17 protein-coding genes and 3 tRNA genes are annotated in these 22,143 nt (G+C 57.4%); 6 read left to right on the top strand and 14 right to left on the bottom strand.

Annotated features, from left to right (window positions below; genetic code table 11):
- Window positions 1-191: 191 nt before the first annotated feature.
- Window positions 192-265, bottom strand: a tRNA-Gly gene (locus ABXH05_RS00005).
- A gap of 74 nt (window positions 266-339) precedes the next feature.
- Window positions 340-424: transfer RNA gene (locus tag ABXH05_RS00010), tRNA-Tyr, on the bottom strand.
- A gap of 372 nt (window positions 425-796) precedes the next feature.
- Here ABXH05_RS00010 and rlmB point away from each other — a divergent pair.
- The 3 genes from rlmB (at window position 797) to ABXH05_RS00025 (ending at window position 3,850) form a co-directional block, all read left to right on the top strand.
- Entirely contained in the window at window positions 797-1,777 is a 981-nt protein-coding gene (gene rlmB, locus ABXH05_RS00015; protein ID WP_353559216.1) for a 23S rRNA (guanosine(2251)-2'-O)-methyltransferase RlmB, read from the top strand.
- Window positions 1,778-1,884: 107 nt separating this feature from the next.
- A tRNA-Thr gene (locus ABXH05_RS00020) sits at window positions 1,885-1,960 on the top strand.
- Between the two features lie 180 nt (window positions 1,961-2,140).
- A complete protein-coding gene (locus tag ABXH05_RS00025; RefSeq protein WP_353559217.1) occupies window positions 2,141-3,850 on the top strand; it encodes a sulfatase-like hydrolase/transferase in 1,710 nt (569 codons plus the stop codon).
- Window positions 3,851-3,869: 19 nt separating this feature from the next.
- On the opposite strand, the gene ABXH05_RS00030 is transcribed toward ABXH05_RS00025, so the two are convergent.
- The 5 genes from ABXH05_RS00030 to ispG all read right to left on the bottom strand — a co-directional run bounded on the left by ABXH05_RS00030 (window position 3,870) and on the right by ispG (window position 10,012).
- A complete protein-coding gene (locus ABXH05_RS00030; protein ID WP_353559218.1) occupies window positions 3,870-4,508 on the bottom strand; it encodes a class I SAM-dependent methyltransferase in 639 nt (212 codons plus the stop codon).
- A 6-nt stretch (window positions 4,509-4,514) separates the two neighbouring features.
- Entirely contained in the window at window positions 4,515-5,750 is a 1,236-nt protein-coding gene (locus tag ABXH05_RS00035; RefSeq protein ID WP_353559219.1) for a BtaA family protein, read from the bottom strand.
- 189 nt (window positions 5,751-5,939) lie between these two features.
- On the bottom strand, window positions 5,940-7,841 hold the full coding sequence (gene dxs / locus ABXH05_RS00040) for a 1-deoxy-D-xylulose-5-phosphate synthase (RefSeq protein ID WP_461495986.1): 1,902 nt from the start codon (window positions 7,839-7,841) through the stop codon (window positions 5,940-5,942).
- Window positions 7,842-7,870: 29 nt separating this feature from the next.
- Complete coding sequence (locus ABXH05_RS00045; protein ID WP_353559221.1) at window positions 7,871-8,830, bottom strand: polyprenyl synthetase family protein; 960 nt, start codon at window positions 8,828-8,830, stop codon at window positions 7,871-7,873.
- A 12-nt stretch (window positions 8,831-8,842) separates the two neighbouring features.
- On the bottom strand, window positions 8,843-10,012 hold the full coding sequence (ispG, locus tag ABXH05_RS00050; RefSeq protein ID WP_353559222.1) for a flavodoxin-dependent (E)-4-hydroxy-3-methylbut-2-enyl-diphosphate synthase: 1,170 nt from the start codon (window positions 10,010-10,012) through the stop codon (window positions 8,843-8,845).
- A 421-nt stretch (window positions 10,013-10,433) separates the two neighbouring features.
- Between ispG and ispH the strand changes: the two genes are divergently transcribed.
- Together ispH and hpnH are read left to right on the top strand one after the other, a co-directional pair.
- Window positions 10,434-11,444, top strand: a complete 1,011-nt coding sequence (ispH, locus tag ABXH05_RS00055) for a 4-hydroxy-3-methylbut-2-enyl diphosphate reductase (RefSeq protein ID WP_353559223.1) — start codon at window positions 10,434-10,436, stop codon at window positions 11,442-11,444.
- A gap of 67 nt (window positions 11,445-11,511) precedes the next feature.
- Window positions 11,512-12,690, top strand: coding sequence for an adenosyl-hopene transferase HpnH (hpnH, locus tag ABXH05_RS00060; RefSeq protein WP_348141578.1), 1,179 nt, complete (start codon window positions 11,512-11,514; stop codon window positions 12,688-12,690).
- Here hpnH and ABXH05_RS00065 read toward each other — a convergent pair.
- From ABXH05_RS00065 to ABXH05_RS00085, 5 genes are all read right to left on the bottom strand, one after another.
- Window positions 12,640-13,335, bottom strand: a complete 696-nt coding sequence (locus ABXH05_RS00065) for a phosphorylase family protein (RefSeq protein WP_353559224.1) — start codon at window positions 13,333-13,335, stop codon at window positions 12,640-12,642. The two genes, hpnH and ABXH05_RS00065, sit on opposite strands and share 51 nt — an antisense overlap.
- Window positions 13,336-13,389: 54 nt before the next feature.
- Window positions 13,390-15,345, bottom strand: coding sequence for a squalene--hopene cyclase (gene shc, locus ABXH05_RS00070; RefSeq protein WP_353559225.1), 1,956 nt, complete (start codon window positions 15,343-15,345; stop codon window positions 13,390-13,392).
- Between the two features lie 92 nt (window positions 15,346-15,437).
- Complete coding sequence (gene hpnE, locus ABXH05_RS00075; protein WP_353559226.1) at window positions 15,438-16,703, bottom strand: hydroxysqualene dehydroxylase HpnE; 1,266 nt, start codon at window positions 16,701-16,703, stop codon at window positions 15,438-15,440.
- 4 nt (window positions 16,704-16,707) lie between these two features.
- The gene (gene hpnD, locus ABXH05_RS00080) at window positions 16,708-17,643 is read right to left on the bottom strand and encodes a presqualene diphosphate synthase HpnD (protein ID WP_353559227.1); all 936 of its coding nucleotides are present in this window, start codon (window positions 17,641-17,643) and stop codon (window positions 16,708-16,710) included.
- The gene (locus tag ABXH05_RS00085) at window positions 17,640-18,563 is read right to left on the bottom strand and encodes a squalene/phytoene synthase family protein (RefSeq protein WP_353559228.1); all 924 of its coding nucleotides are present in this window, start codon (window positions 18,561-18,563) and stop codon (window positions 17,640-17,642) included. Before ABXH05_RS00085 ends, hpnD begins: the two co-directional genes overlap by 4 nt.
- 169 nt (window positions 18,564-18,732) lie before the next feature.
- Here ABXH05_RS00085 and ABXH05_RS00090 point away from each other — a divergent pair, with 169 nt between their 5' ends.
- Complete coding sequence (locus ABXH05_RS00090) at window positions 18,733-19,926, top strand: glycosyltransferase (protein WP_353559229.1); 1,194 nt, start codon at window positions 18,733-18,735, stop codon at window positions 19,924-19,926.
- Between the two features lie 13 nt (window positions 19,927-19,939).
- Here the strand turns inward: ABXH05_RS00090 and ABXH05_RS00095 are convergent, their stop codons facing one another.
- Both ABXH05_RS00095 and ABXH05_RS00100 read right to left on the bottom strand, forming a co-directional pair.
- Window positions 19,940-20,947 carry an NAD-dependent epimerase/dehydratase family protein gene (locus ABXH05_RS00095; RefSeq protein ID WP_353559230.1) on the bottom strand — a complete coding sequence of 336 codons (1,008 nt, stop codon included), beginning with the start codon at window positions 20,945-20,947 and terminating at the stop codon, window positions 19,940-19,942.
- On the bottom strand, window positions 20,944-22,128 hold the full coding sequence (locus tag ABXH05_RS00100; RefSeq protein WP_353559231.1) for an SMP-30/gluconolactonase/LRE family protein: 1,185 nt from the start codon (window positions 22,126-22,128) through the stop codon (window positions 20,944-20,946). Before ABXH05_RS00100 ends, ABXH05_RS00095 begins: the two co-directional genes overlap by 4 nt.
- Between the last annotated feature and the right edge of the window lie 15 nt (window positions 22,129-22,143).

Genomic DNA, 22,143 nt, shown 5'->3' on the forward strand with positions numbered 1-22,143 from the left:
TTTTCTCTCGGACCTCTTATTCGTCGATCAAATCTGCGACCTGTCACCTGGTTGGCCGGGTCGCTCTGCCAGTAGTGGTGCCGGCACTGGAAACAGCAGCGGCGCGAAATCAGTCTCATCTCATTGGGCTAGAAACAGCCCGGATAGGTCAGGGGCTGAAAATAGCCCGGGTTTGGTTGCCCAGCCCAAGCTGGAGCGGGTGAAGAGAATCGAACTCTCGTCGTCAGCTTGGAAGGCTGCTGCTCTACCATTGAGCTACACCCGCCGGAACCAGCCTGTGTGTTGGGTCGCATAAGAGCATACCAACACCAAACAGTCGTCATGTCTTCTCGAAGGGGATGGTGGAGGGAGTTGGATTTGAACCAACGTAGGCATAGCCAACGGATTTACAGTCCGTCCCCTTTAACCACTCGGGCATCCCTCCTTAAACCAACCACCCAGGAGCACCTCAAACACGAGGATTTCAAAGGTCCTTCAAGAAGTCCCGGCAACACATGATCAGCTCAATGTTTCCCGGCAAAAACAGACAATCCATCTCGTTCGGCCTACCTGGAGGAGAAGCCGACATATTGAAGAGTGTCGCTTATATGGGAAACAACGGTCCGAAGCGCCGCTGGTGGCGAGGAAATAGGCGTTTTTGCCCCCACCTGTCAATGCCGGTATGCAGGGCAAACTGCCTGAAATCGGCCCCGGCAGCCCCCACCTGCGCACCCATCCAGCCACACACGCCAAAAATTGACCCGTCCGGCTGCTTGAACCGATTGCAGCGACGCATTTTAACCGGTAGAGCGCTCCTATGAGTGATGACAGAAATTCAGGGCCAAAACGGCCCGCTTCAGGCAGATCGGGACGCGGCGGAAACGCCGGCGGTGACCGCAATCGTAGCAATCGGCGTGGATCTGGCCCCCAGAAAGCGGGCCCGCAGCGATCAGGCGCAAAGCGCACCGGTGGCAAGGGCGGAGACAGCCGGGGCAACGCGGGAAACTCTGGCCGCCAACACGCCGGACGCCCCCGTCAGGCCTCCCAGCAGATCGTGGACGGGCCGGACTGGCTCTACGGCGCCCATGCGGTGCGCGCAGCCCTGATGAACCCCAAACGCCGCCTGCTTCGCCTGATCGCCACTGAAAATGGCAGCGAAACCATTGCTGAACCCGCCCGCCAGCGTGGCCTGCAGATCGAAAAAGCCGACGGCAAGGACATGGACCGCATGTTTGCGCCCGGGACGGTCCACCAAGGCATTGCCCTGCGCGTGGCCCCCCTGCCCGACCCGGTGCTGGCTGATATCCTCGGCGCCTCAAATGCAGCCGACGAGAATGGCGAACCAACCAAGCCGCTGGTAATCTTGGATCAGGTCACCGATCCACAGAATGTCGGTGCCGTTTTGAGGTCGGCGGCCGTTTTTGGTGCGCGCGCGGTCATCGTCACCCGCCGCAACTCCCCGCCCATTACCGGAACGCTTGCCAAAGCCGCGTCCGGCGCTGTGGAGCAGATGCCTCTGGTTCAGGTGCCAAACGTGGCTCAGGCAATTGCCGTGCTTCAGTCGGAAGGCTGGTTCACCGTGGGCCTTGAAGGCACCGGCGACAAATCACTGGCCCAGATGGACCTGACCGGCAAGATTGCCATCGTGATGGGTGCTGAAGGCACGGGATTGCGCCGCCTTACCGCAGAGCGATGTGACCTGCTGGCAAAAATCCCGGGCGAACCCGGATTTGCGTCTTTGAACGTCTCAAATGCGACTGCGGTAGCTCTTTACGAGATCAGTCGTCAGCGCGGATAGCGATCAAATACAGCCAAATTCAAAAAGTGTGGATTTCCGTCTCGCCAGAGGCCGATTTGCACGCTATACCGTCCGCGATTCAGGCGAACAGCCTTTGAGTCATGTGTGCCGGCTTAGCTCAGCTGGTAGAGCACCTGATTTGTAATCAGGGGGTCGGGAGTTCAAGTCTCTCAGCCGGCACCATTTTTCCCAGCAATACGGCTATCGACCCGCATGCCATAGAGCATGTACGAAGTCTGTTGAGGCCATAGCGCCCACCCGCTTGGTCGACATCTTCTGCCTCTTTCGTGATCTTCTCGTTTTCTAATGGCAGCATGTATTTTTATAGGGCTAGACCGGATGACATTTGCAGAGGATCTCAAAATGACGCGCATGCAACAGATGGTCGTGTACGCACTCAGCCTCTCAGTCCTGATTTTGGCCGAGTCTACCGTCTCACTAGCATCTCAAGACGCATCTGCTCTCAATTCCCCGTCCAGCGTGAAACCGAACTTCCTGTTTGTTGTTTTCGAGGACATGGGGCCTCGCATTGGTGCCTTTGGAGACACCGTCGCAACAACGCCCGTGCTGGACGCCTTTGCAGCTCAATCCGCCCAATACGCAAACACCTTCACAACGGCAGGCGTGTGCGCGCCAAGCCGATCCTCACTCATTACTGGCGTACATCAACAAACGCTGGGCACCCAGCACATGCGGACACGCTCACCCTTGTCTCTCCTGTCATCAGGCGGTCCGATCTCCTACGACGCTGTGCCACCAGCCGATGTAAAAGCCTTTCCCGAACTCCTGCGCAAAGCCGGCTACTACACATCCAACAACGGAAAGACCGACTATCAGTTCGGCGAGCCGTTTACGGTCTGGGACGACCAGGCAGCAGAACATCCCTGGCGCGGCCGCCCTGACAACAAGCCGTTCTTCGCCATGGTCAATGTTCTGGAAACACATGAAAGCGTCATTTGGCCGACAGACGCGTTTTCGATGAGCCCATTGGTCAACATCGTCCGTTTACGGAATTTATGGACGCTCTCCAGCAAGGAAGAGGTGACCGATCCTAACAACGTGGATATCCCGCCTTACCTGCCCGACACGCCTGTCGTTCGGGCTGATATCGCACGCCACTATGACAACATTGCCTTTGCGGAAAAACAGCTGGCGCAACTGCTGGATGATCTGGAAGCCGACGGGCTTGCCGACAACACCATTGTGATCGTCACAACCGATCATGGCGACGGCTTTCCACGGATGAAACGAGCCATTTATGACAGCGGCATCAAGGTTCCGATGATGGTGCGGTTTCCCGATGGCAGGGATGCTGGGGTCAAACATGACAGGCTGGTGAGCTTTGTGGATCTCGGCCCAACCTTCCTGAATCTCGCAGGCGTAGACGTGCCTGGCTACGTGCACGGACAGCCGTTGTTTTCCCAGACACCTGCAGCGCCTCGAGACTACATCGTTGCAGGCTCCGATCGTTTTGATGGCACGCCTGAATACCAACGCGCCATTCGCGATGAACGCTGGAAATACATCCGCAACTACCGGCCCGACCTGCCATTCTTTCGGCATCTCAATTTCCGCGATCAACTGCCGACGATGAAAGAACTCTGGCGCCTGCATGAGGAAGGCAGCCTGACGCCAACACAGGCACAATACTTTGCGACCCCGCGCCCGGAAGAAGAACTGTACGACACCGCAACAGACCCTCACGAGATCCAGAACCTGGCGGCAGACCCGGCCCATGCGGACACACTGGCAAGACTGCGCGCCGCCTATGACGCCTTTGCGGCCAGCACTGCTGACCTCTCGAGCATCCCCGAGGCAGAAATGATTGAGGCCATGTGGCCAAACATGCAGCAGCCCGAAACGGCTCCGGTTGTTTTCTCTTTGAACGGTGACAGTCTGAGCCTTACGTCAGCGACCGAAGGCGCATCCATTGGATATCAGCATGGCGAGAACCCGGTCTGGCATCTCTACACCGGTCCTTTCGAAATCGCGCCAGCCACAAGCGTCACGGCCAAAGCCATCCGCTATGGCTACGCCGAAAGCACACCAACGCACTTCACACAGTCGCAATAGATGAGACAAAGGCCGGTGGTCAGCGGCTTATCTCCGCCATCCGTGCATAGTCACCAAACATCGGCACCACCCGTGCCCGTTCATACGACCCAACAACAGCATTCAAACCTGACCGCGGCGTGACGTGGAACTGCTTGAGCCACCACGTCAAAAGGCGGCTGAACCAGCGGGGCAGTTCCTTTTGTTGGCCGAAATCAACTACCAGCAATCGGCCGTCGTCCGACGTGGCCGCGTATCCACACGCCAGAGCCTGCTCCCAGGCCGGGATCATTGAGATGCTGTAGGAAAAAAACACACGATCAAAAACCGGTCGGCCAAATAGGTGTTGCGGGTCGAAATCAGACCCGTCGGCCTGGGCAAGCGTGATGCGGCTCCCCAGCCCTGCCCGGTCAATTTCAGATTGCGCCTTCTCAAGCATGGCCTCCGAGATATCGAGACCGAAGAACTGTGCATGGGGATAGCGCCGCGCCGCCTTGATGAGGTTGCGTCCGGTACCGCAACCTACTTCCAGCACACTTCCGTCCTGAGGCGGCTCGAGTTCACGGATCAGACGGTCTCGACCCAGCAGATAATATTTGCGGGTCAGGTCGTAAAAGTGGCGCTGATAGTGATAGATCGAATCCATCAGATCGCCGGTCGGAGCGCTCGCGTCACTCATGCGTCGTCAGCCCTTGAAGACATACAGATGCATACCGCCATAGATCGCCGACCGGTCTCGCTTGGAATAGTCCAGGCTCTCCTCCGCGCGATAGTCCCAGCGCTCCATGATGGCGTCACCAACGCGGCCCGGCAGGATAGTAGGAGCACCTGCTGTTCGGAAAACGACCCGCGCACCAGGCTGGGCCGTGCGGGTGATCTCAGCCCAGAGTTCATTGAGCTGGGCATCCGTCATCCAGTCCTGAGCATCAAGCAACACATAGGCATCAAGTGTTGCATCCTGCTCCCTGTTCAGCTGTTCAGTGAAGGAGCGATGGCAGACCTTCACCCGGCGGGCTCGGTCTCGCACATCAGTGTAGTGATCCGCCTGCAGATATGGGGGAAGTGGGCCAGACGGGCCAGAAGCGTAGCCACGCCCAAACGCCTGCCAGGCAAAGTAGTTATCTTTCATCTCAAACCCGCAGGCGAGCTTCTCCAGACGCGCCTTGAGAACAGCAGCCATGTCGCCATTACCATCTGCAGCAAGGGCTTCGTACTGGGCGGGAGGGATACCAAGACCATAAAGCGACATCTTTTTCGACGTCACCCAACGCACCATGCGGCGGTCAAACAGGGGGGCAAGGGCCGTATCAAAAAACGTCCGCTGCTCGTCAATCGTCCGAGCCCAGACAATATGGCGGGGGTCCGTACCATGCAGGCGTGCCATCCAGTGGGCCACGCCAATGAAGTACCCAAGCAAGCCGTGGTGATAAAGATCGCGAGAGAACAGCGAAATGCGCCGCTGCAGCATCCAATCGCGGCCCTCCCAGTATTTGCGGCTCTCTTTGTCCAGACGCTCCTGTACGAAACGCATGTAAGCGTTGACGTTCGCCTTGGCGTCCGCCTCCCCAAAGAACCGATAAAACGCCTCATAGGTCGGCATGCCCTGCGCCGCAGCCAGCTTGAGCCGTGTGAGCGCCAGATGGGCGCGGTTAAGATCAACCGCGATGATTTCTTTCGGGTTCGCCGTCAGATAGGACAGCACATTGCACCCGCCAGATGCGATGGTCAGCATCCGAGAATCCGGCGTTAGGGCCAAGGCCTCAAGGTCAACCTTGGGATCTTCCCAAATCTGCGGATAAACCAGCCCTTTGAATGCAAAGGTAAACAGCCGCTCCAGAAAACCAGCACGCGAAGCGGCCTCGTTTTGATGAACTGCGGATTGAAGGTTCTTACGGGTCTGCTGAAGTGATGACGGCGGCAAGGGAAACTCCTTGCAGGCCGGCATCCACCTCGACGCACATCCGACAGGGCCTGCATGCCGCCGGGAAGACTCACGAAAATTCGTGGGTTCCGGTCAGTAGCAGGCAGGCAATGACGCTTTTGTCACAGCAAAACGTAGGCTGCGTGACGCGACAGCGACATTGTCATGACTGGACGTAAGAGCAGCGTACTACTCGGCGCCAATACCCGCAGCAGCGACAGCACGGCTTTCGTCAATGCCAAGCGCATCCAACACCCGAACCACAATGCCAGCAGCATCAAGGCCTGCTGCCGTCACCTGCGCAGCAGGTTTGTCGTGGTCGATGTAGATGTCCGGCATGAAGATCGGAACAAACCGGGCATTGCCCGTATCAAGTCCCTGACGGGCCAGGCTGTCATAGACCAGCGTTGAGAAGCCGCCGATTGATCCCTCTTCAACAGAGATCAGGAGCTCATGGTTCGTTGCCAGCTGCTTCACAAGGTCATCATCGATCGGCTTGGCAAACCGCGCATCGGCGACAGTTGCTGAAAGCCCCATGGCAGCAAGTTTGTCTGCTGCGGCCAGCGCATCCTGACGGCGTGCACCATAGCTGAGAATGGCAATCTTGCTGCCCTCGCGAAGAACCACGCCCTTGCCGATTTCGAGGATACGACCCTGTTCGGGCATCTCGACGCCAGCGCCTTCGCCACGCGGATAGCGCAGAGCGATGGGGCCTTCGTCAAAGGCAGCCGAGGTAGCGACCATGTCTGTCAGCTCGGCTTCATTGCCTGCCGCCATAATGGTCATGCCCGGAACGCAGCCAAGAAACGCCACATCATAGGCGCCCTGATGGGTCACACCGTCCGCACCCACCATACCGGCGCGGTCAATTGCAAAGCGGACCGGCAGCTTCTGGATCGCCACGTCATGAATGACCTGGTCATAGCCGCGCTGCAGGAAAGTTGAATAGATCGCCGCGAACGGCCGCATGCCTTCCGCAGCCATACCGGCACAGAAGGTCACGCAATGCTGTTCGGCAATCGCCACATCAAAGTGGCGCTCCGGGAACATTTCACCAAACTTGGTGAGGCCCGAGCCATCAGGCATGGCAGGCGACACGGCCACAATACGCTCATCCCGCTGCGCTTCAGAGATCAGCGCGTCGGCAAAAACCTTTGCGTAGTTGGGCGCAACTGGCGCTGCCTTGTCCTGCTTACCATCGGAAATGTTGAACTTCGACACACCGTGATAGCAATCAGCAGATGCTTCGGCCGGTGCATAGCCCTTGCCCTTGCGCGTGATCACGTGCAGCAGGATCGGGCCATCGTGATCGCGTGCGGCCGTCAGCACACGAACCATCTCATCCACGTCATGCCCATCAAACGGGCCCGCATAGGGCACGCCCAGATCATCAAACATGGTGGGTTGATCAACGAAGCTCGGCAAACCTTCCTCGGCAATGCCTTTGTCCCGCGTTGCTTCGTCAGGCATGAAGCCGCGCAGCTCCGTCAGATAGTCTGACAAGGCACCTGCAGGCGGTGCAATAGACATGTGATTATCGTTGAGGATGATCACCATGCGGCGCTTTTCAGAGCCCACATTGTTAAGCCCCTCAAAAGCCATGCCCGCTGACATGGCCCCATCACCAACAATGGCAACGACCTGATTGTCACGCTTCATGAAGTCACGCCCGGCGGCAAAGCCGAGTGCCGCGGAAATCGCAGTAGAAGAATGCGCCGCGCCGAACGGATCAAACTCGCTTTCAGCACGTGAGGTGAAGCCGGAAAGCCCCCCACCCGTGCGCAGCGTATTGAGACGCGACTTGCGCCCTGTAAGAGCCTTGTGCGGATAGCACTGGTGGCTCACATCCCAGATGAATTTGTCATCCGGTGTATTGAACACATAGTGGAGCGCCACCGTCAGCTCGACGACGCCAAGACCCGCACCCAGATGGCCACCGGTTTGCGAAACAGCTTCAATCACTGCCTGCCGCACTTCGTCGGAGACATGCACAAGGTCTTCCTGCGCAACACGGCGCAGGTCGGCCGGCATATCAATGCGGCTCAAAAAATCGGTCTGCTTCATCGGTGCGTGACCTTCGGCCATTCTCATATTCTCCAAAACAACACGGACCTGCCGGGCTACTGATTGCGATCCACAACAAAACGCGCCACGGCACGCAACGTGTCCGCACTGGCACCAAATGGCGCCAGATGCGCACAGGCACTTTCCACCAGGTCTTCGGCCTTCTTTCGCGCTCCCTCAAGGCCAAGGAGCGTTACAAAGGTGGTCAGCCCATCATCCTGGCCAACGGGCTTGCCCACCTGTTCTTCCGTACCGGTCACATCCAGCAGATCATCTGCGACCTGAAATGCAAGTCCCAGATCTGCGGCATATCCGGCCAACGCCATCCGCTCACCTTCGCCGGTTCCAGCCAGAATAGCACCAGAAACGCAGGAAAAGCGGATCAATTCTCCAGTTTTGAGCGCTTCGAGCTCAGCAATGGCATCATACTGCATCGTCTCTCGCGCTGGTGAGATGTCGATCATCTGACCACCCACCATACCAGCAGCACCCGCAGATTTGGCCAATTCAACCACCAGGGCTGCACGAACTGCAGCATCTCTGGACGTGGCAAACTCACCCAATACTTCAAATGCCTGGGTCAACAGAGCGTCGCCCGCAAGAATGGCAATTGCCTCATCAAAGGCTTTGTGGACAGCTGGACGTCCGCGACGGGTGTCGCTGTCATCCATAGCCGGAAGGTCATCGTGGATAAGCGAATAGCAGTGCACCATTTCAACGGCACACCCAACGCGCAACGACTGCGCAACCGGCACTCCAAAGAGACCGGCGCTTTCCATAACCAGGAAGGGTCGCAACCGCTTGCCGCCCGACAACGCTGAATACCGCATTGCTTCCACGACTGGTCCGCGAGGGCCAGCCACTTCTGGAATAAGCCGGTCAAGCTCATCAGACACGGACTTGGCCGCTGTGGTCATCAGGCCATCAAGATCTACCGGGGTACCTGATACCGGGGCAGACATGGCTGTTTGCGGCTCACCAGACGTTGCCGCCGGAGCCGCTGCTTCAATAGTCAAAATGCGTGCTCCCTACTCTGCCGCTGAAACGCGGTTCTCGGCAGCCTGATCTTCAAGAGCCGCTGCCTCTTTGGCGCGCTCCACTTCAATCTCAGCTGCCTTTTTTTCTACAAGCTCGACCAGATGATCGACCATGCCGTCATTGTCAATTTTGTGGTCCGCCAGACCAGACACATAGACCATGCCGGTATTCTTGCCTGACCCGCCACCGGTAAAGCCAACATCAGTCATCATGGCCTCGCCAGGACCATTCACGACGCAACCAATCACTGACAGTGTCATTGGTGTGGAGATGTGCTCCAGCCGCTTCTCCAGTGTTTCAACGGTCTTGATCACTTCAAACCCCTGCCGCGAACACGACGGGCAAGAAATGATGTTCACACCGCGATGGCGAAGGTTGAGGGATTTGAGAATATCAAAGCCAACACCAATCTCTTTGACCGGATCAGCAGACAGAGAGACGCGAATGGTATCGCCAATGCCCGACCACAGCAGCATGCCCATGCCGATAGACGACTTGATGGTCCCGGACTGAAAGCCGCCCGCTTCCGTGATGCCAAGATGCAGCGGGTAGTCGCACGCTTCCGCAAGCCCTTGATACGCGGCAACTGCCAGGAACACATCCGAAGCCTTGACGGAAATCTTGAACTCGAAAAAGTCGTTGTCTTCAAGAATGCGCGCGTGATCGAGTGCGCTTTCCACCATCGCTTCCGGACAAGGCTCGCCATACTTCTCAAGAAGGTCTTTTTCCAGCGAGCCTGCATTCACACCGATGCGCATCGCGCATCCATGGTCCTTGGCTGCCTGAACCACATCCTTCACACGCTGGGCATTGCCGATGTTGCCCGGATTGATGCGCAGGCACGCAGCCCCCGCTTCAGCCGCTTCGATCGCGCGTTTGTAGTGGAAGTGAATGTCCGCAACGATCGGCACGTTGGACTGCGCAACAATCTGCTTGAGGGCGGCAGTCGAATCTTCATCCGGACACGACACACGGACGATGTCCGCGCCAGCGTCTTCAAGACCACGGATCTGTTCCATGGTCGCCTCAACGTCCGGGGTAAGGGTGTTGGTCATGGATTGGACCGAGATCGGGGCGCCACCACCCACAGGGACATTGCCCACATGGATTTTGCGGCTCTCTCGCCGGTAGATGTCTCGGTAGGGTCGAACGCTGCTCAAGGCTGCCGCTCCAATTCAGATCCAAGTTCGGTATTCAGATTTTACGTAGCGTAACCAGCAACGGATCGAAACCCGCGAATGGCCGCAGCGCGAACCCATACTTACGTCATAAAATAATATGCTCTGTGCACAAGTGACAGGTCACAAATCAACTTTTCTTGGCAAAACTGTGATCTTTCTGGTCGTGGCAGAAGAGCAACGGTTTACGACGACCGATACTCAAGGCCCTATCAAAACTATGGTTAAGGCCCACAAAAGCTAAAGAAATTTGATTAGCCGTGACTTGCACTGACCAAGGTCAGCCCCCACACTCTTCTCATATTCGGGGATTACATTCATTGTCTGGTTTGACGCGGAAACGCCACCCAAACCTGCGACCTTTTGACGGCCACGCCCCAATCTCGAAAGACTATTCAGAGACATGGAACCGACAACAGATACTCAGCTCACTGAAGACACAAATACCGCGAAACCGCCAATGACGGTCGTGCTGGCCGAACCGCGTGGTTTTTGCGCCGGGGTGGAACGCGCCATTGATGTGGTGGAGCGCTCACTTGAACGCTTTGGCGCTCCCATCTATGTGCGCCACGAGATTGTCCACAACAAGCATGTGGTCGATGATCTGCGGGCAAAAGGCGTCATCTTCGTCAAGGAAGTCGACGAGGTGCCCGTGGGTGCTGTTGCCATTTTCTCCGCACATGGTGTTGCGGAGCGCGTGGAAGAAGCCGCTGGCGAGCGAGGGTTGAAGGCAATCGATGCAACCTGCCCTCTCGTGACGAAAGTCCATCGTGAAGGCCGGCGTTACGCCGAAGAAGGGTATGACGTGGTCATGATCGGCCATCTTGGTCACCCAGAAGTCGAAGGCACGCTTGGGCGCATCCCCGGTCAGGTGCAGGTCATTTCTGAACCAGAAGATGTTGCCGGACTTAAAGTGAAAGATCCTGAAAGGGTCGCCTTCGTAACCCAGACGACTCTGTCGGTGAATGACACTCGCGACGTTATTGAGGCACTCAAAACGAAATTCCCCACCATCGTTGGTCCCGATGTACGCGACATCTGCTACGCGACGCAGAACCGGCAAACAGCCGTGGCCGAAATGGCGAAACACGTCGACATGATTCTTGTTGTTGGTGCCAAGAACAGCTCCAACTCGAATCGCTTGCGTGAACTTGGCGAAACAATCGGCATCCCCAGCTATCTTATTGCCGACGCTGATGCCATGGAAAATGGCTGGATTGAAGGCAAAACGCGCATTGGACTGACCGCCGGTGCTTCCGCACCGGAGACCCTTGTCCAGGGCGTGATCGAGAGATTGCGGGCGACTTATGAGGTGGAAGTAAAATCCCTCAACGTGATCCGCGAAAATGTGACGTTCAAATTACCGCGTGAACTGCTAGATGATGCTGAACCGTCCCGCGCGGCAGGTGCCTGACACCCTCCCCGTTACGCACCAAGACCCGCCGGACGATCAACGAGCTAAAACCAGGAGTGACTGACAAGTGGCCGTACCCGTAAGACAGATGGCAATGGTTGGCGCCTATGTGATGAAGCAGCGCCTCATGGGCCGCAAACGCTACCCGCTGGTGCTCATGCTTGAGCCACTCTTCCGCTGCAACCTCGCCTGCCCTGGTTGCGGTAAGATCGATTATCCAGATGCGATCCTCAACAAACGGCTGTCAGCGCAGGAATGCTTTGATGCAGTCGATGAGTGCGGCGCACCCGTTGTGGCCATACCCGGCGGCGAGCCGCTGATCCACAAGGAAATCGGCGAGATCGTTGAAGGTCTGGTTGAACGCCGTAAATTCATTTCGCTGTGCACCAACGCGCTGCTCCTTGAAAAGAAGCTCCACCTCTTCAAGCCATCCCCCTACCTGTTCTTCTCTGTCCATCTGGATGGTCTTGAGGAAGAGCACGATAAGGCTGTGGATCAGAAGGGTGTCTTCAAGAAAGCCATCTCTGCCATCAAGGCGGCGCAGGACGCAGGCTTCCAGGTCAACGTCAACGCCACGATCTTTGACAACATGACAGCCGATCAGGTCGCAGCCTATCTCGACTATTGCACCGACATCGGCGTCTCGATCACCATTTCACCGGGCTACGCCTATGAGCGTGCGCCGGACCAGGAACACTTCCTTGAACGCCGTCGCACCAAGGACCTGTTCCGTGATGTCTTCCGCAAGGGTGAAGAACGCAAAAAGAGCGGCAAGAAGAAATGGGCCCTGAACCACTCATCGCTATATCTGGATTTCCTTGCCGGCAATCAGCAGTACATGTGCCAGCCCTGGGGCATGCCCACGCGCAACATCTTTGGCTGGCAGCGCCCCTGCTACCTTCTGAATGAAGGCTACGCCTCCAGTTTCCAGGAACTGATGGACGAAACCGAGTGGGAGCAATACGGCACCGGCAACTACGAAAAATGCTCGGACTGCATGGCGCATTGTGGGTATGAACCAACTGCCGCTGCAGATGCCGCAGCCCACCCGCTCAAGACGCTTTGGGTATCCCTGCGAGGCCCCAAGACATCAGGCGATTTTGCGCCGGAGATCGACCTGAGCAATCAGCGTAAGGCAAAATATGTCTATGACGAGCTGATTGAGAAGAAGGCCGAAGAGCAAAAGCTCAAGGATCTACACGACCCCAAGAAGACTCGGGACAAGGTCTCGGGCACAGCGGCCTAGGCTTTTAAATCCACGCGAACTGCCGGCGGCGAGACGTATCATCGCCGGCAGATCCTGCGGCCGCAGCGAAAGCCTCAAAACAGTCGTCATAACCCGTATGTCGCCGCCCGGTCCGATGGCCCCAAGGGCGGCATGTGGCATGGAGTGTTCGACCCCATCGGAGATGGCGCGCAGCGCCGTGAAGGGAATACCCTTTTCTCGGGCCACAAAAGCCACCGCGCCGCTTTCCATATCAACCGCATGAGCACCTGTGCGGCGGCCAAGAGCCCGCTTGCCCCTTTCATCTGAAACAACATCGCTGGCATCAGCCATATCCACATGTCTAAGAACCAGCCCCGCGTGTGCGGCCGCATCCAAAAGCAGTGGCATGAACACGCGCGATGTCTCGATCCGTGTGCCATCACCCATGATGATGGCCCGAGCCAAAGCAATATCACCGGGACGCAAGGCATCGGTGATGGCGCCGGACACGCCGTAACTCAATAGCGACGTGCAGCCATGTTCCTCAATCAATTCCCGAGCGATGTCTTCTGCTCTGGCAGATGACGCACCGGAGACACCAACTTTCAACCCCGCATCATCCAGCAGCACACCAAGCGATGCTTCTTCAGCCTTGACGCCGCAGACGATACCAAGCCGTTTCATAGATTGTGTTCCTTGGAGGAAGAAGCTGTGTGGATGACAGGCGGCAGGCCGTCTCTACATGCCGTAAGCGACATGCCTGTCATTGCTCTTCATCAGGTTCTCATAGCGAGCAACGGCCCATAGCGGGAAATAAGCGGCATAGCCGTGATACTTGAGATAGAAGACCTTGGGAAAGCCTGTACCCGTATAGAGTTTCTCGTCCCAGCGCGCGCCATCACGCTTGGCGGTTTCGAGATAGGCAATGCCCTTTCGGACTTCCTCACACTCAACTTCGCCGGCAGCCATCAATCCCAGCACAGCCCAGGCAGTTTGCGACGCTGTCGATTCATGCACTTCGCTTTTGCGATGCTCATGATAGGTCGCAAGGTCTTCGCCCCAACCACCATCAGCACGCTGGCGTGCCTTGAGCCATGCAACCGACCTCTGCACATAAGGCGCTGACATGTCTTCGCCCACTGCATTGAGTGCGCAAAGAACGGACCACGTACCGTAGATGTAGTTGGCGCCCCACCTGCCCCACCAGGACCCGTCGTCCTGCTGATCTCGCTTGAGGTACTTCACGCCAAGAGCGATTTCCTTGGCAAACCGGTCCTTATCCAATTGCGCCAAGAATGACAGGCAACGCGCCGTCACATCTTCCGTGGGCGGATCAAGAAGGGCTCCATGATCTGCAAAGGGAATGGAGTTCAGATAAAAATGTTCGTTCTCAGGCTCAAAGGCACCCCAGCCGCCTGATGAAGACTGCATGCCCACAACCCACTCAGCGGCCCGCTCAATGCTCTCATTGTATTCAGGCTTGCCCGTGCGGTGCATGGCCATGGCCACAACCGCTGTGTCATCCACGTCAGGGTAGTAGTCATTGTTGTATTGAAACGCCCAACCACCCGGACGAACATCAGGACGCCGCACGGCCCAATCGCCGACAACATCAAGAATCTGCTTGTCCTTGAGCCAGTCCAGCGCGCCATCAAGCTCCTTGTCGCCAGCTTCAAGGCCAGCTTCCATCAGCGCGTGAGAGGCCAGACAAGTATCCCAGACCGGAGAGACACAAGGCTGGCAGTAGAGCTCTTCGTCGGTCTCGACCAGCAACCGCTCAATGGACTCCTTGGCGATCATCAGATTTGGATCATCCTTGGGATACCCCAACAAGTCATAGGCCATGACTGAGTTGGCCATCGCCGGGTAAATCGCACCCAGACCATCCACGCCGTTGAGCCGCTCGGTGAAGAAGTCCACTGCCTTATCAACGGCCCTCTTACGCAGACCCTTGGGAAAGGCCGGTTCGCAGAAGCGCAGAACCTTGTCGAGCACCAGGAAACAGTCACCAACAAAAGTCCCATTGGGATTGATGTTGTAGACCTTCTCTTCTTCGGGCGGTGTCACGAAGAGTTCGCGAATGTTGATCCCCGTGGGATTACGAGCTTCTGCCTTGAGCGAGCAGAGGATCAGCAGCGGTGCGATCACCGTGCGGGACCAATAGGCAATCTTCGACATGTGGAAGGGAAACCACTTTGGCAGCAGCATCACCTCAACTGGAATGACCGGCACGCCACGCCAGGGGATCTGCGCAAACAGTGCCAGCATGATGCGTGTAAAGACGTTGGCTTTGGATGCCCCGCCGCGCGACAGCACCCACTCACGCGCCTTTGCCATATGCGGCGCATCAATGTCCTCACCAGTAAGCTTTAATGCCCAATAGGACTTGATGGTCGCGGAAATGTCCCCGTCCCCATCCTGAAAGAGCGGCCAGCTGCCGTCTTCGTTCTGGATACGCTTGAGGTATTTGGCAATCTTCACTTCCTTGGCGGGATCAACCTCGTCAAGAAAATGCTGAAGCAGGACGTATTCGGACGGAATGGTTGAATCAGCCTCAAGCTCGAAAACGATGTGGCCGTCATCCCGCTGCATTTCCAGCAACCGGTCAGCCTGCGTCTTAATGAGTTCCTCGCGGGCCAGTCGCTCCGCTGCGCCATCGGTGTCAGATGACGGACCAAATTCAACAACAGTCACTGCTGGTACCCAATCCAAGAATTAGTCTGAGAAAATTGTGCAGCGCGATAATAGAGCGCCAGCGCTTGCTGCGGCAAGCGCGGCATCACCGCTTAGTCAGCGTCGATGCGGGCAAGCGCTACATCCGCTGCCATTCCACCTGACCGGATTGCACCTTCAATGGTCGCCGGCAGCCCAGTATCGACCCAATCCCCTGCCAAAAGCAGGTTTTCAAACTCGGTCTTGGTACCCGGGCGGCGTGCAACACTTTCTGGTGATTGATCAAACGTCGCCCGCTTTTCCTTGATGATCTTGCCCGCAACATAGTCGCGGTCGATCAGACCAAGCGCAAAACGGGTTTCTTCCCAGAACAGCGGCAGGAGTTCCTCATTGGGCCGATCCACCAGATCACCGGCCGCCGAAACAGTCAGGCTGACGATATGCCCGCGAACAAAGGCCCAGTGGGCATGGGCATTGATCAAACCAATAACGCCGACACCATCAGGTCGTGGCGCAGGCCGCTTCAGCTTGAAATGCACATTGATGATTGTCTCGCCCTCGCCCGGCACCTCCATGTCAGGCAGCACGTCCTTTGCACGCTGCGGCGGCACAGCAAGAATGACTGCATCATGTGGATGCACCGTCACCGTCTTGTCACCAAAGGACAATGAGGTGATCCGTCCATCTTCATGCTCAAAAGAGCGAAGCCGGGTGTTGAACTGAACCGGGCGATTGGTACGTCCAAGCATCCGTACCGCTGGATCAACAAACGCCGAACCGAGGCCCTTCTTGGCTGTCAGCGGACGACAGGCCTGCTCGCCCTTCAAAAAGGTCTCCCGCATCACCGGCCAAAGGAGTTTTGCTGATCCTTTTTCCGGAAGTGTATTGAGAACAGCCACCACCATGGGTTCCCAGAAGCGCTGGAAGAGCGTGCCACGTGTCGGCAATACATCGGCAACTGTTTGATGTGGCTTCGCAAAAGGCAGCTTCAGCCCCGAAAAGTAATTGAACAGACGGGTGTCAGGCACGCGCCGGTCTGCAGAAGCAACCCACCAGGGAAATGGTCCCCAATTGGGTTTCAGCGTCCAACGCTCACGCGTCTTGGCGTCAATAAAGGGGAAAGCCGCTTTATCCGGACTGGACATGGCTTCACTGGAGCCGATGGCATCCAGATATGCCAACGCAGACTTGTTGCCGCTCAGGACAAGGTGATTGCCGTTATCAATGACGTGATCGAGGGTCTTGTCATAGTAAGACCGGCACCGCCCACCTGCATGGCCTGCGGATTCATAGACCTGCACGGGCACGCCTGCGCCTTCAAGCCGGACGGCCGCTGATAACCCGGCAAGTCCGGCACCAATGATGTGAACAGTGGGCATTAAGTCAGCTCCCCTTCACGGCACCGCGACGCGGCGGCAGGAGGAGATACCGAAGGGCAATACCAAGCTTGGCTGCCTTACCCAGCTTGACGGGGTCACCCATTGCGAAATCACGTTCTTCCATCACCCGCAAATAGCGCTCATAGACACCCATCATCAATAGCGCCGGGCGAACCTCTCGCCAATTGAGGTGCGTCAAAAGCGCCTGAGTTTCACCAAACCACCCCCTGGCCTCACGCCCAAGCCGTCGTGCGACGTCCTGAACAGCTTCATGACCGGCAATTTCATGGGGATCGCGGGTGGAAATGCCGCATTCGTCAAGAAGCTCTGACGGAAGGTAAACCCGACCCATTTCAGCGTCTTCCTCCACATCACGAAGGATATTGGTGAGCTGCAGCGCATTTGCGAGCGCAATGGCGAACCGGTCCTCGACGTCTCCCCTGCCTGCACCGAAAACAGGCATCGACAGCAAGCCGACCGCGCCAGCAACGCGCCGACAATAGGCCATGAGGCGGTCGTGACTGGGGGCAACGAGCGGCCCCTCAACATCCATCACCATGCCCTCAATCAACATCTCAAACTCATGACGGTCGAGGTCAAAACGACGTATGGCGGGAACCAGAGCGACACCCACGGGTGTTTGCGGCGTCGATTCATAGCAGCGCGCGATCTCGTCGCGCCAGGCAGCAAGACCAATCATCCGCTCGTCGTAGGTACCCCCCTCGTCCGCGACGTCATCCACTTCGCGGGCAAAGGCGTAGATGGCATACATCGCTTCACGTCGTTCACGCGACAGGATGCGCATTCCCGCAGCAAAGGATGTGCCTGACCGTTTTACGATTTCCGCTGCGTGCTGGGCCGCATCCTCAACCGACATGCCGATGCCTGCAGTTCCAAGAACAGATGTCTCAGGCGCAATGTGGGCCACACTATCCGTCATGTGAGTTCACCATCAGGCAGACGCCCCTTCCCGCCAAAGAAGAAACCGCTGACGGCGCCGGCAACACCTGCAATGAAGAAGTCGAGCTTGGTGAGTTTCACGCGCGTGGCCAGCGGGTCACCCGTGCGAAGACGCTGCGCCAGCCGACGGGCAAGTCGAACAATGATTTCCGACTCCATTGCCAACCTGCGCGAGGTCAAAGCTCGAGGAAGGTGTGCGGCCAGGGAAAGCTGCGCGTCCGTGTCATCAAGCACGCGATCAATGACTTGGCGCAGCCCCGGGGTCAGCTCTTTGCCATAAAGATCTGCGTGCTTTGCACCAGCTTCCGCCAGCCAGGCATCCGGTAGATAGCACCGATCCATCGTCATGAAGTCTTTGCCGCAATCCTGCAGATGGTTCACCAGCTGAAGTGCCGTGCACAACCCATCTGAATACGGATAGATTTTTGCACCGGCTTCAGGGCTTCCCTCATGTAGGTCCACAAGAAAGCGCCCCACCGGGTCCGCCGACATTCGACAATAGCCGTGCAGCTCCTCAAGCGAGGCATAACGACCTTTTTCAGCGTCCTGACGAAAAGCATTCAAGAGCGCGCGGGGGTGGCGCACGTCATGTCCCTGCTCGGCGAGCATGCGGGCCAATTCGCCCCCGCGTGTAGGGCTGTCAGGATGAAGCAGGCTTTGATCCATGACATCAAGACGCTCAATCTTTTCAGATGGCGAAAGGCTCGGATTGTCTGAAATGTCGTCCGCGGCTCGGGCAAACCCGTAAAAGCTGGCAATCACCGGCCTGAGATGCGCCGGAAGCAGGACCGATCCAACCGGAAAATTCTCATCCCCGGCCCCCTTCCCGGACGGGGTTTCAGCCCCTGACGCATGGAGGCTGCTGGCGGATTTAACCGCGCTGGCATCTTGGATGTCCATGAGGTGGAAAAGTGCCTTTGTTCTGCCCGATCCGGGCGACTGGATTCGACTGTGGGCGCACGCTATCGCGTCCCACATTCGGCGGCAAGAAACGCAGGTGTGAACAGCCCAAAAGCCTGTGTTACCTGTATGTTTGTGTCCCACCAGTCAAATCCAAGACCCAGCCCCAATGACCTTCCTGATCGACCTTGTCACCTTAGAACTCAGCGCGCTCACAGCACTGGCACTCCTCGCCTGGATTTACCTCACATGGATGAGGGCGGGATTCTGGAAGGCCGACATATGGTTAAAGCCCGAACCATCCTCCTTGGCCCCGGTAAAGTCGTCCGTTGCAGCGGTTATTCCCGCACGGGACGAAGCTGAAACAATTGCCACCACCCTCGCGTCGCTGACCGCACAATCCTTCTCGGGCACTCTTAAAATCTATGTTGTGGACGATCAGAGTACCGATGGGACCGGTGACATTGCCCGTGCCGCATCCACGGAAAACATTGCCGTTGAAGTAATCAATGGCACTGATCTGCCTGAAGGCTGGAGCGGCAAGGTCTGGGCCATGTCCCAGGGAGTGGCATCAGCCTCTGCCGGGTCAGACATGCCCGACTACATCCTGCTGACAGATGCCGATATTGAATACGCGCCCCATGTGCTCGACAAGATGGTGCGCGCGGCCGACGCCCACTCATATACCTTCGTCTCCCTGATGGCCCGTCTTGATGCCCGTGGTCTTTGGGGGCAGTTGCTCGTTCCTGCCTTCATCTATTTCTTCCAGCTGATCTACCCCTTCGCCAAGGCCAATACCCGCTACGACAGTCTGGCAGCAGCAGCAGGTGGTTGCTTTCTTGTGCGCCGAGACGCGCTGGAGGCAGCTGGCGGATTGGCATCCATAAAAAGCGACATCATTGATGATTGTGCCCTTGCCGAAGCCCTGAAGCGGGCACGACCTGCACAGGACACATTGACCGCCCTCACCCACGAGGTGCATTCACGCAGAGACAACCGCACCCTGGAAAGCATCTGGAACATGGTTGCCAGAACCGCTTTCACCCAATTGCGCTATAGCTGGCTAATGCTCGCAGGTGCCCTCATGGGCCTGGTCCTCACATTTCTGGTTCCGGTGTGGGGCCTGTTGTCTTGGGTATTCGCTGATGCCGGATGGACTGTTGGCGCAATCTGCATTGCAACCCTTGCCCTCATGGCGCGCACCTACTGGCCGACAGTCCGCATGTACGGACTATCGCCCATGTGGGCCTTCTCCCTGCCCGCAGCCGCGGTCATCTATGCGGGGGCGACCGCAGCCTCTGCCCTGCGGCATGCACGCGGGTCCGGTGCTCGCTGGAAGGGCCGCAGTTACCCGGCCACCTAGTGCCCCAAAGGCCTCAGCCCTTCCGCCCGCTCCACAGACCTTCAGCTTCAAACCAATTGAGCAGATCACTGAGCGTTTCATCGAGGCTATGACGTGGGGACGGAAGAAATTTCCGCGCGGCCTGCATATCAAACTGTATCGGGCGGCGGGCAAGCTTTACGCCGGTCAACGGTGCCTTGGGCGGCTTCCCGGTCAAACGGGTCGCCACGAACTCATCCGCATAGGCAAAGGCCTGCGCAACAAAGCCCGGAACTTTACTCCTGGGCATGGCAACACCACTTACAGCCTCAAGACGTTGCAGTAGATCTGATAGCTGCAGGTTCTCACCGCCTAGGAACAGTCCATGACGTGGTACGTCGATATCCAGCATCGCCACGATGCTTGCCGCCATGTCCCGTGCATCCGCAATGTTCATCCAGGTTTCCAGATAGGCCGGCGTTCGCCCCGACACAAAGTCCAGGACCATCTGGCTCGGCGGCGTGAGACCAATGTCCCCGGGGCCAAGCGGCATTGTAGGAATGGCGATGCGCACAGGCAGACCATCATCATAGGCCTGCCGTGCCGCCGCCTCAGCCAACCACTTGGAGCGCGGATACGCACCCAGCATGTCCTCCACGTCGGGCAGGTCAGCTTCAGTTACTGTCCGCGGCACGCCCCCGCCTGCCCCGGCAATCCGCGTCGTGAGCGAAGACACATGGACGAACGCAGACACTTCTTGCGCCTTGGCTGCATCAAGCATCATCTGCGTGCCGGTATGATTGACCCGGGCGAAATCCTGCATATCCGATGACCACAGATGCGGGATTGCCGCCAGATGGATGATCCGCGCGACACCGTTGCAGGCAGACGCTACGGTTTGCTCATCAGTGACTGAACCCAGAACCCACTCGGCACCCGATTGCCTATCGTCTGGCTGCCTATCAAGCACGCGAACCGGACAGCCGCCTGCAAGTAGGCAATCAACCACATGGCGCCCAAGAAAACCGGCGCCGCCTGTAACCAGCGTAAGGTTGGCAGTCATTGCTGGGCCGCCGATTGTGGAGGTTGATGCGGGCTGCAAATGCCCAAACCGGCATCCCATGCTGAAGACACAACAATCTGATCACCGAGCATCACAGCTGATGTCGCAGCACCCGGCATGGTTCCAGACGGACCTGCAATGGTCTGTTGTGACCCACCATCGGCGGATGAAATGACAACGCTGCTTTCAGGCAGATTGCCCCACCCATTGATATGCAGGAACAACGCAAAAGGGTCAGGATGGACAGCTGTTACGCTACTGCCATCAGGCGCAAGACTGACATTGTCTGGCCCACCCTCAAAAGATACGACCACATTCGGGTCGGTGTTTCCTTCAAGCAGCGCCTGTTTGTCGAAAACGCGAAGTACCTGGTCTCTCGAGGCAGTCATCAGCAGTGAGGCGCCATCTGGGGAAACCGCTACACCATTTGCAAACGCGACATCGTCAAGAACCGGCTGGGCATCCACCTGCCCGTCATCAAACCTAGATAACCGAAGGCCCGAACTGCGGGGTTGAAACACCCGCTCGGCCCAAACACCCCATGCACCACAACGGCTTTGGTCATAGGTGAAGACGGCGGTTGACGCATCCAGCAACGCAACATCATTGGCTCTGCAATATGCCTCGCCACTGCCACGACCAATCAAGGCAAGTGATTGAGCATCAAGATCAAACAACAACAAGTCGGCGGCTGATGCATCGTGCATGTCTGTCAGGCGGTTGACCACAGCAAGCCGTGACGTCTCACCATCGTCAAACAACCCAATGCCATGCGGATGTAACAAGAGAGACTCCGGAACCCGCACATCGAGCGTCTTAACCGGCAGAGAGACATCTTCATCACGTATCGAGGTCAACCGATCAACGTACAGGGAGAAAAGGCCTCCACCAGGAGGCTCCGACCCATTCTCCATTGCACGCATTGCGGCAAACCGGTCATAGGCGCTGAGGATAAGCCGACCATTGCGCACATCATACGCCATGTCCTCAATCCCAAAGATGGATTGACCCGCCTCATCAATGACTGACACAGGCCTGCACATATAGTCAGAAAACAGAACATCTTGAGATTTGGCAGGCACGGCTGTCAGCATGACCGCAAGGGTGCAAAGTGCAGCGCGATGCATGCGCTTTGAACGAAGCACCAGCCGGGTCAGAGGGTCATCAAGTTTGCGCAACATCAGCTACTGAAGATC

The sequence above is a fragment of the Pyruvatibacter sp. HU-CL02332 genome, assembly GCF_040362765.1.
In the GTDB taxonomy this organism is placed as follows: domain Bacteria; phylum Pseudomonadota; class Alphaproteobacteria; order CGMCC-115125; family CGMCC-115125; genus Pyruvatibacter.

Bases quoted from the DNA above. Each gene is read 5' to 3' on its own strand.
- rlmB (WP_353559216.1), top strand. From the start codon at position 797: ATGAGTGATGACAGAAATTCAGGGCCAAAACGGCCCGCTTCAGGCAGA.
- ABXH05_RS00025 (WP_353559217.1), top strand. From the start codon at position 2,141: ATGACGCGCATGCAACAGATGGTCGTGTACGCACTCAGCCTCTCAGTC.
- ABXH05_RS00030 (WP_353559218.1), bottom strand. From the start codon at position 4,508: ATGAGTGACGCGAGCGCTCCGACCGGCGATCTGATGGATTCGATCTAT.
- dxs (WP_461495986.1), bottom strand. From the start codon at position 7,841: ATGAGAATGGCCGAAGGTCACGCACCGATGAAGCAGACCGATTTTTTG.
- ispH (WP_353559223.1), top strand. From the start codon at position 10,434: ATGGAACCGACAACAGATACTCAGCTCACTGAAGACACAAATACCGCG.
- ABXH05_RS00065 (WP_353559224.1), bottom strand. From the start codon at position 13,335: ATGAAACGGCTTGGTATCGTCTGCGGCGTCAAGGCTGAAGAAGCATCG.
- hpnE (WP_353559226.1), bottom strand. From the start codon at position 16,703: ATGCCCACTGTTCACATCATTGGTGCCGGACTTGCCGGGTTATCAGCG.
- hpnD (WP_353559227.1), bottom strand. From the start codon at position 17,643: ATGACGGATAGTGTGGCCCACATTGCGCCTGAGACATCTGTTCTTGGA.
- ABXH05_RS00085 (WP_353559228.1), bottom strand. From the start codon at position 18,563: ATGGACATCCAAGATGCCAGCGCGGTTAAATCCGCCAGCAGCCTCCAT.
- ABXH05_RS00090 (WP_353559229.1), top strand. From the start codon at position 18,733: ATGACCTTCCTGATCGACCTTGTCACCTTAGAACTCAGCGCGCTCACA.
- ABXH05_RS00095 (WP_353559230.1), bottom strand. From the start codon at position 20,947: ATGACTGCCAACCTTACGCTGGTTACAGGCGGCGCCGGTTTTCTTGGG.
- ABXH05_RS00100 (WP_353559231.1), bottom strand. From the start codon at position 22,128: ATGTTGCGCAAACTTGATGACCCTCTGACCCGGCTGGTGCTTCGTTCA.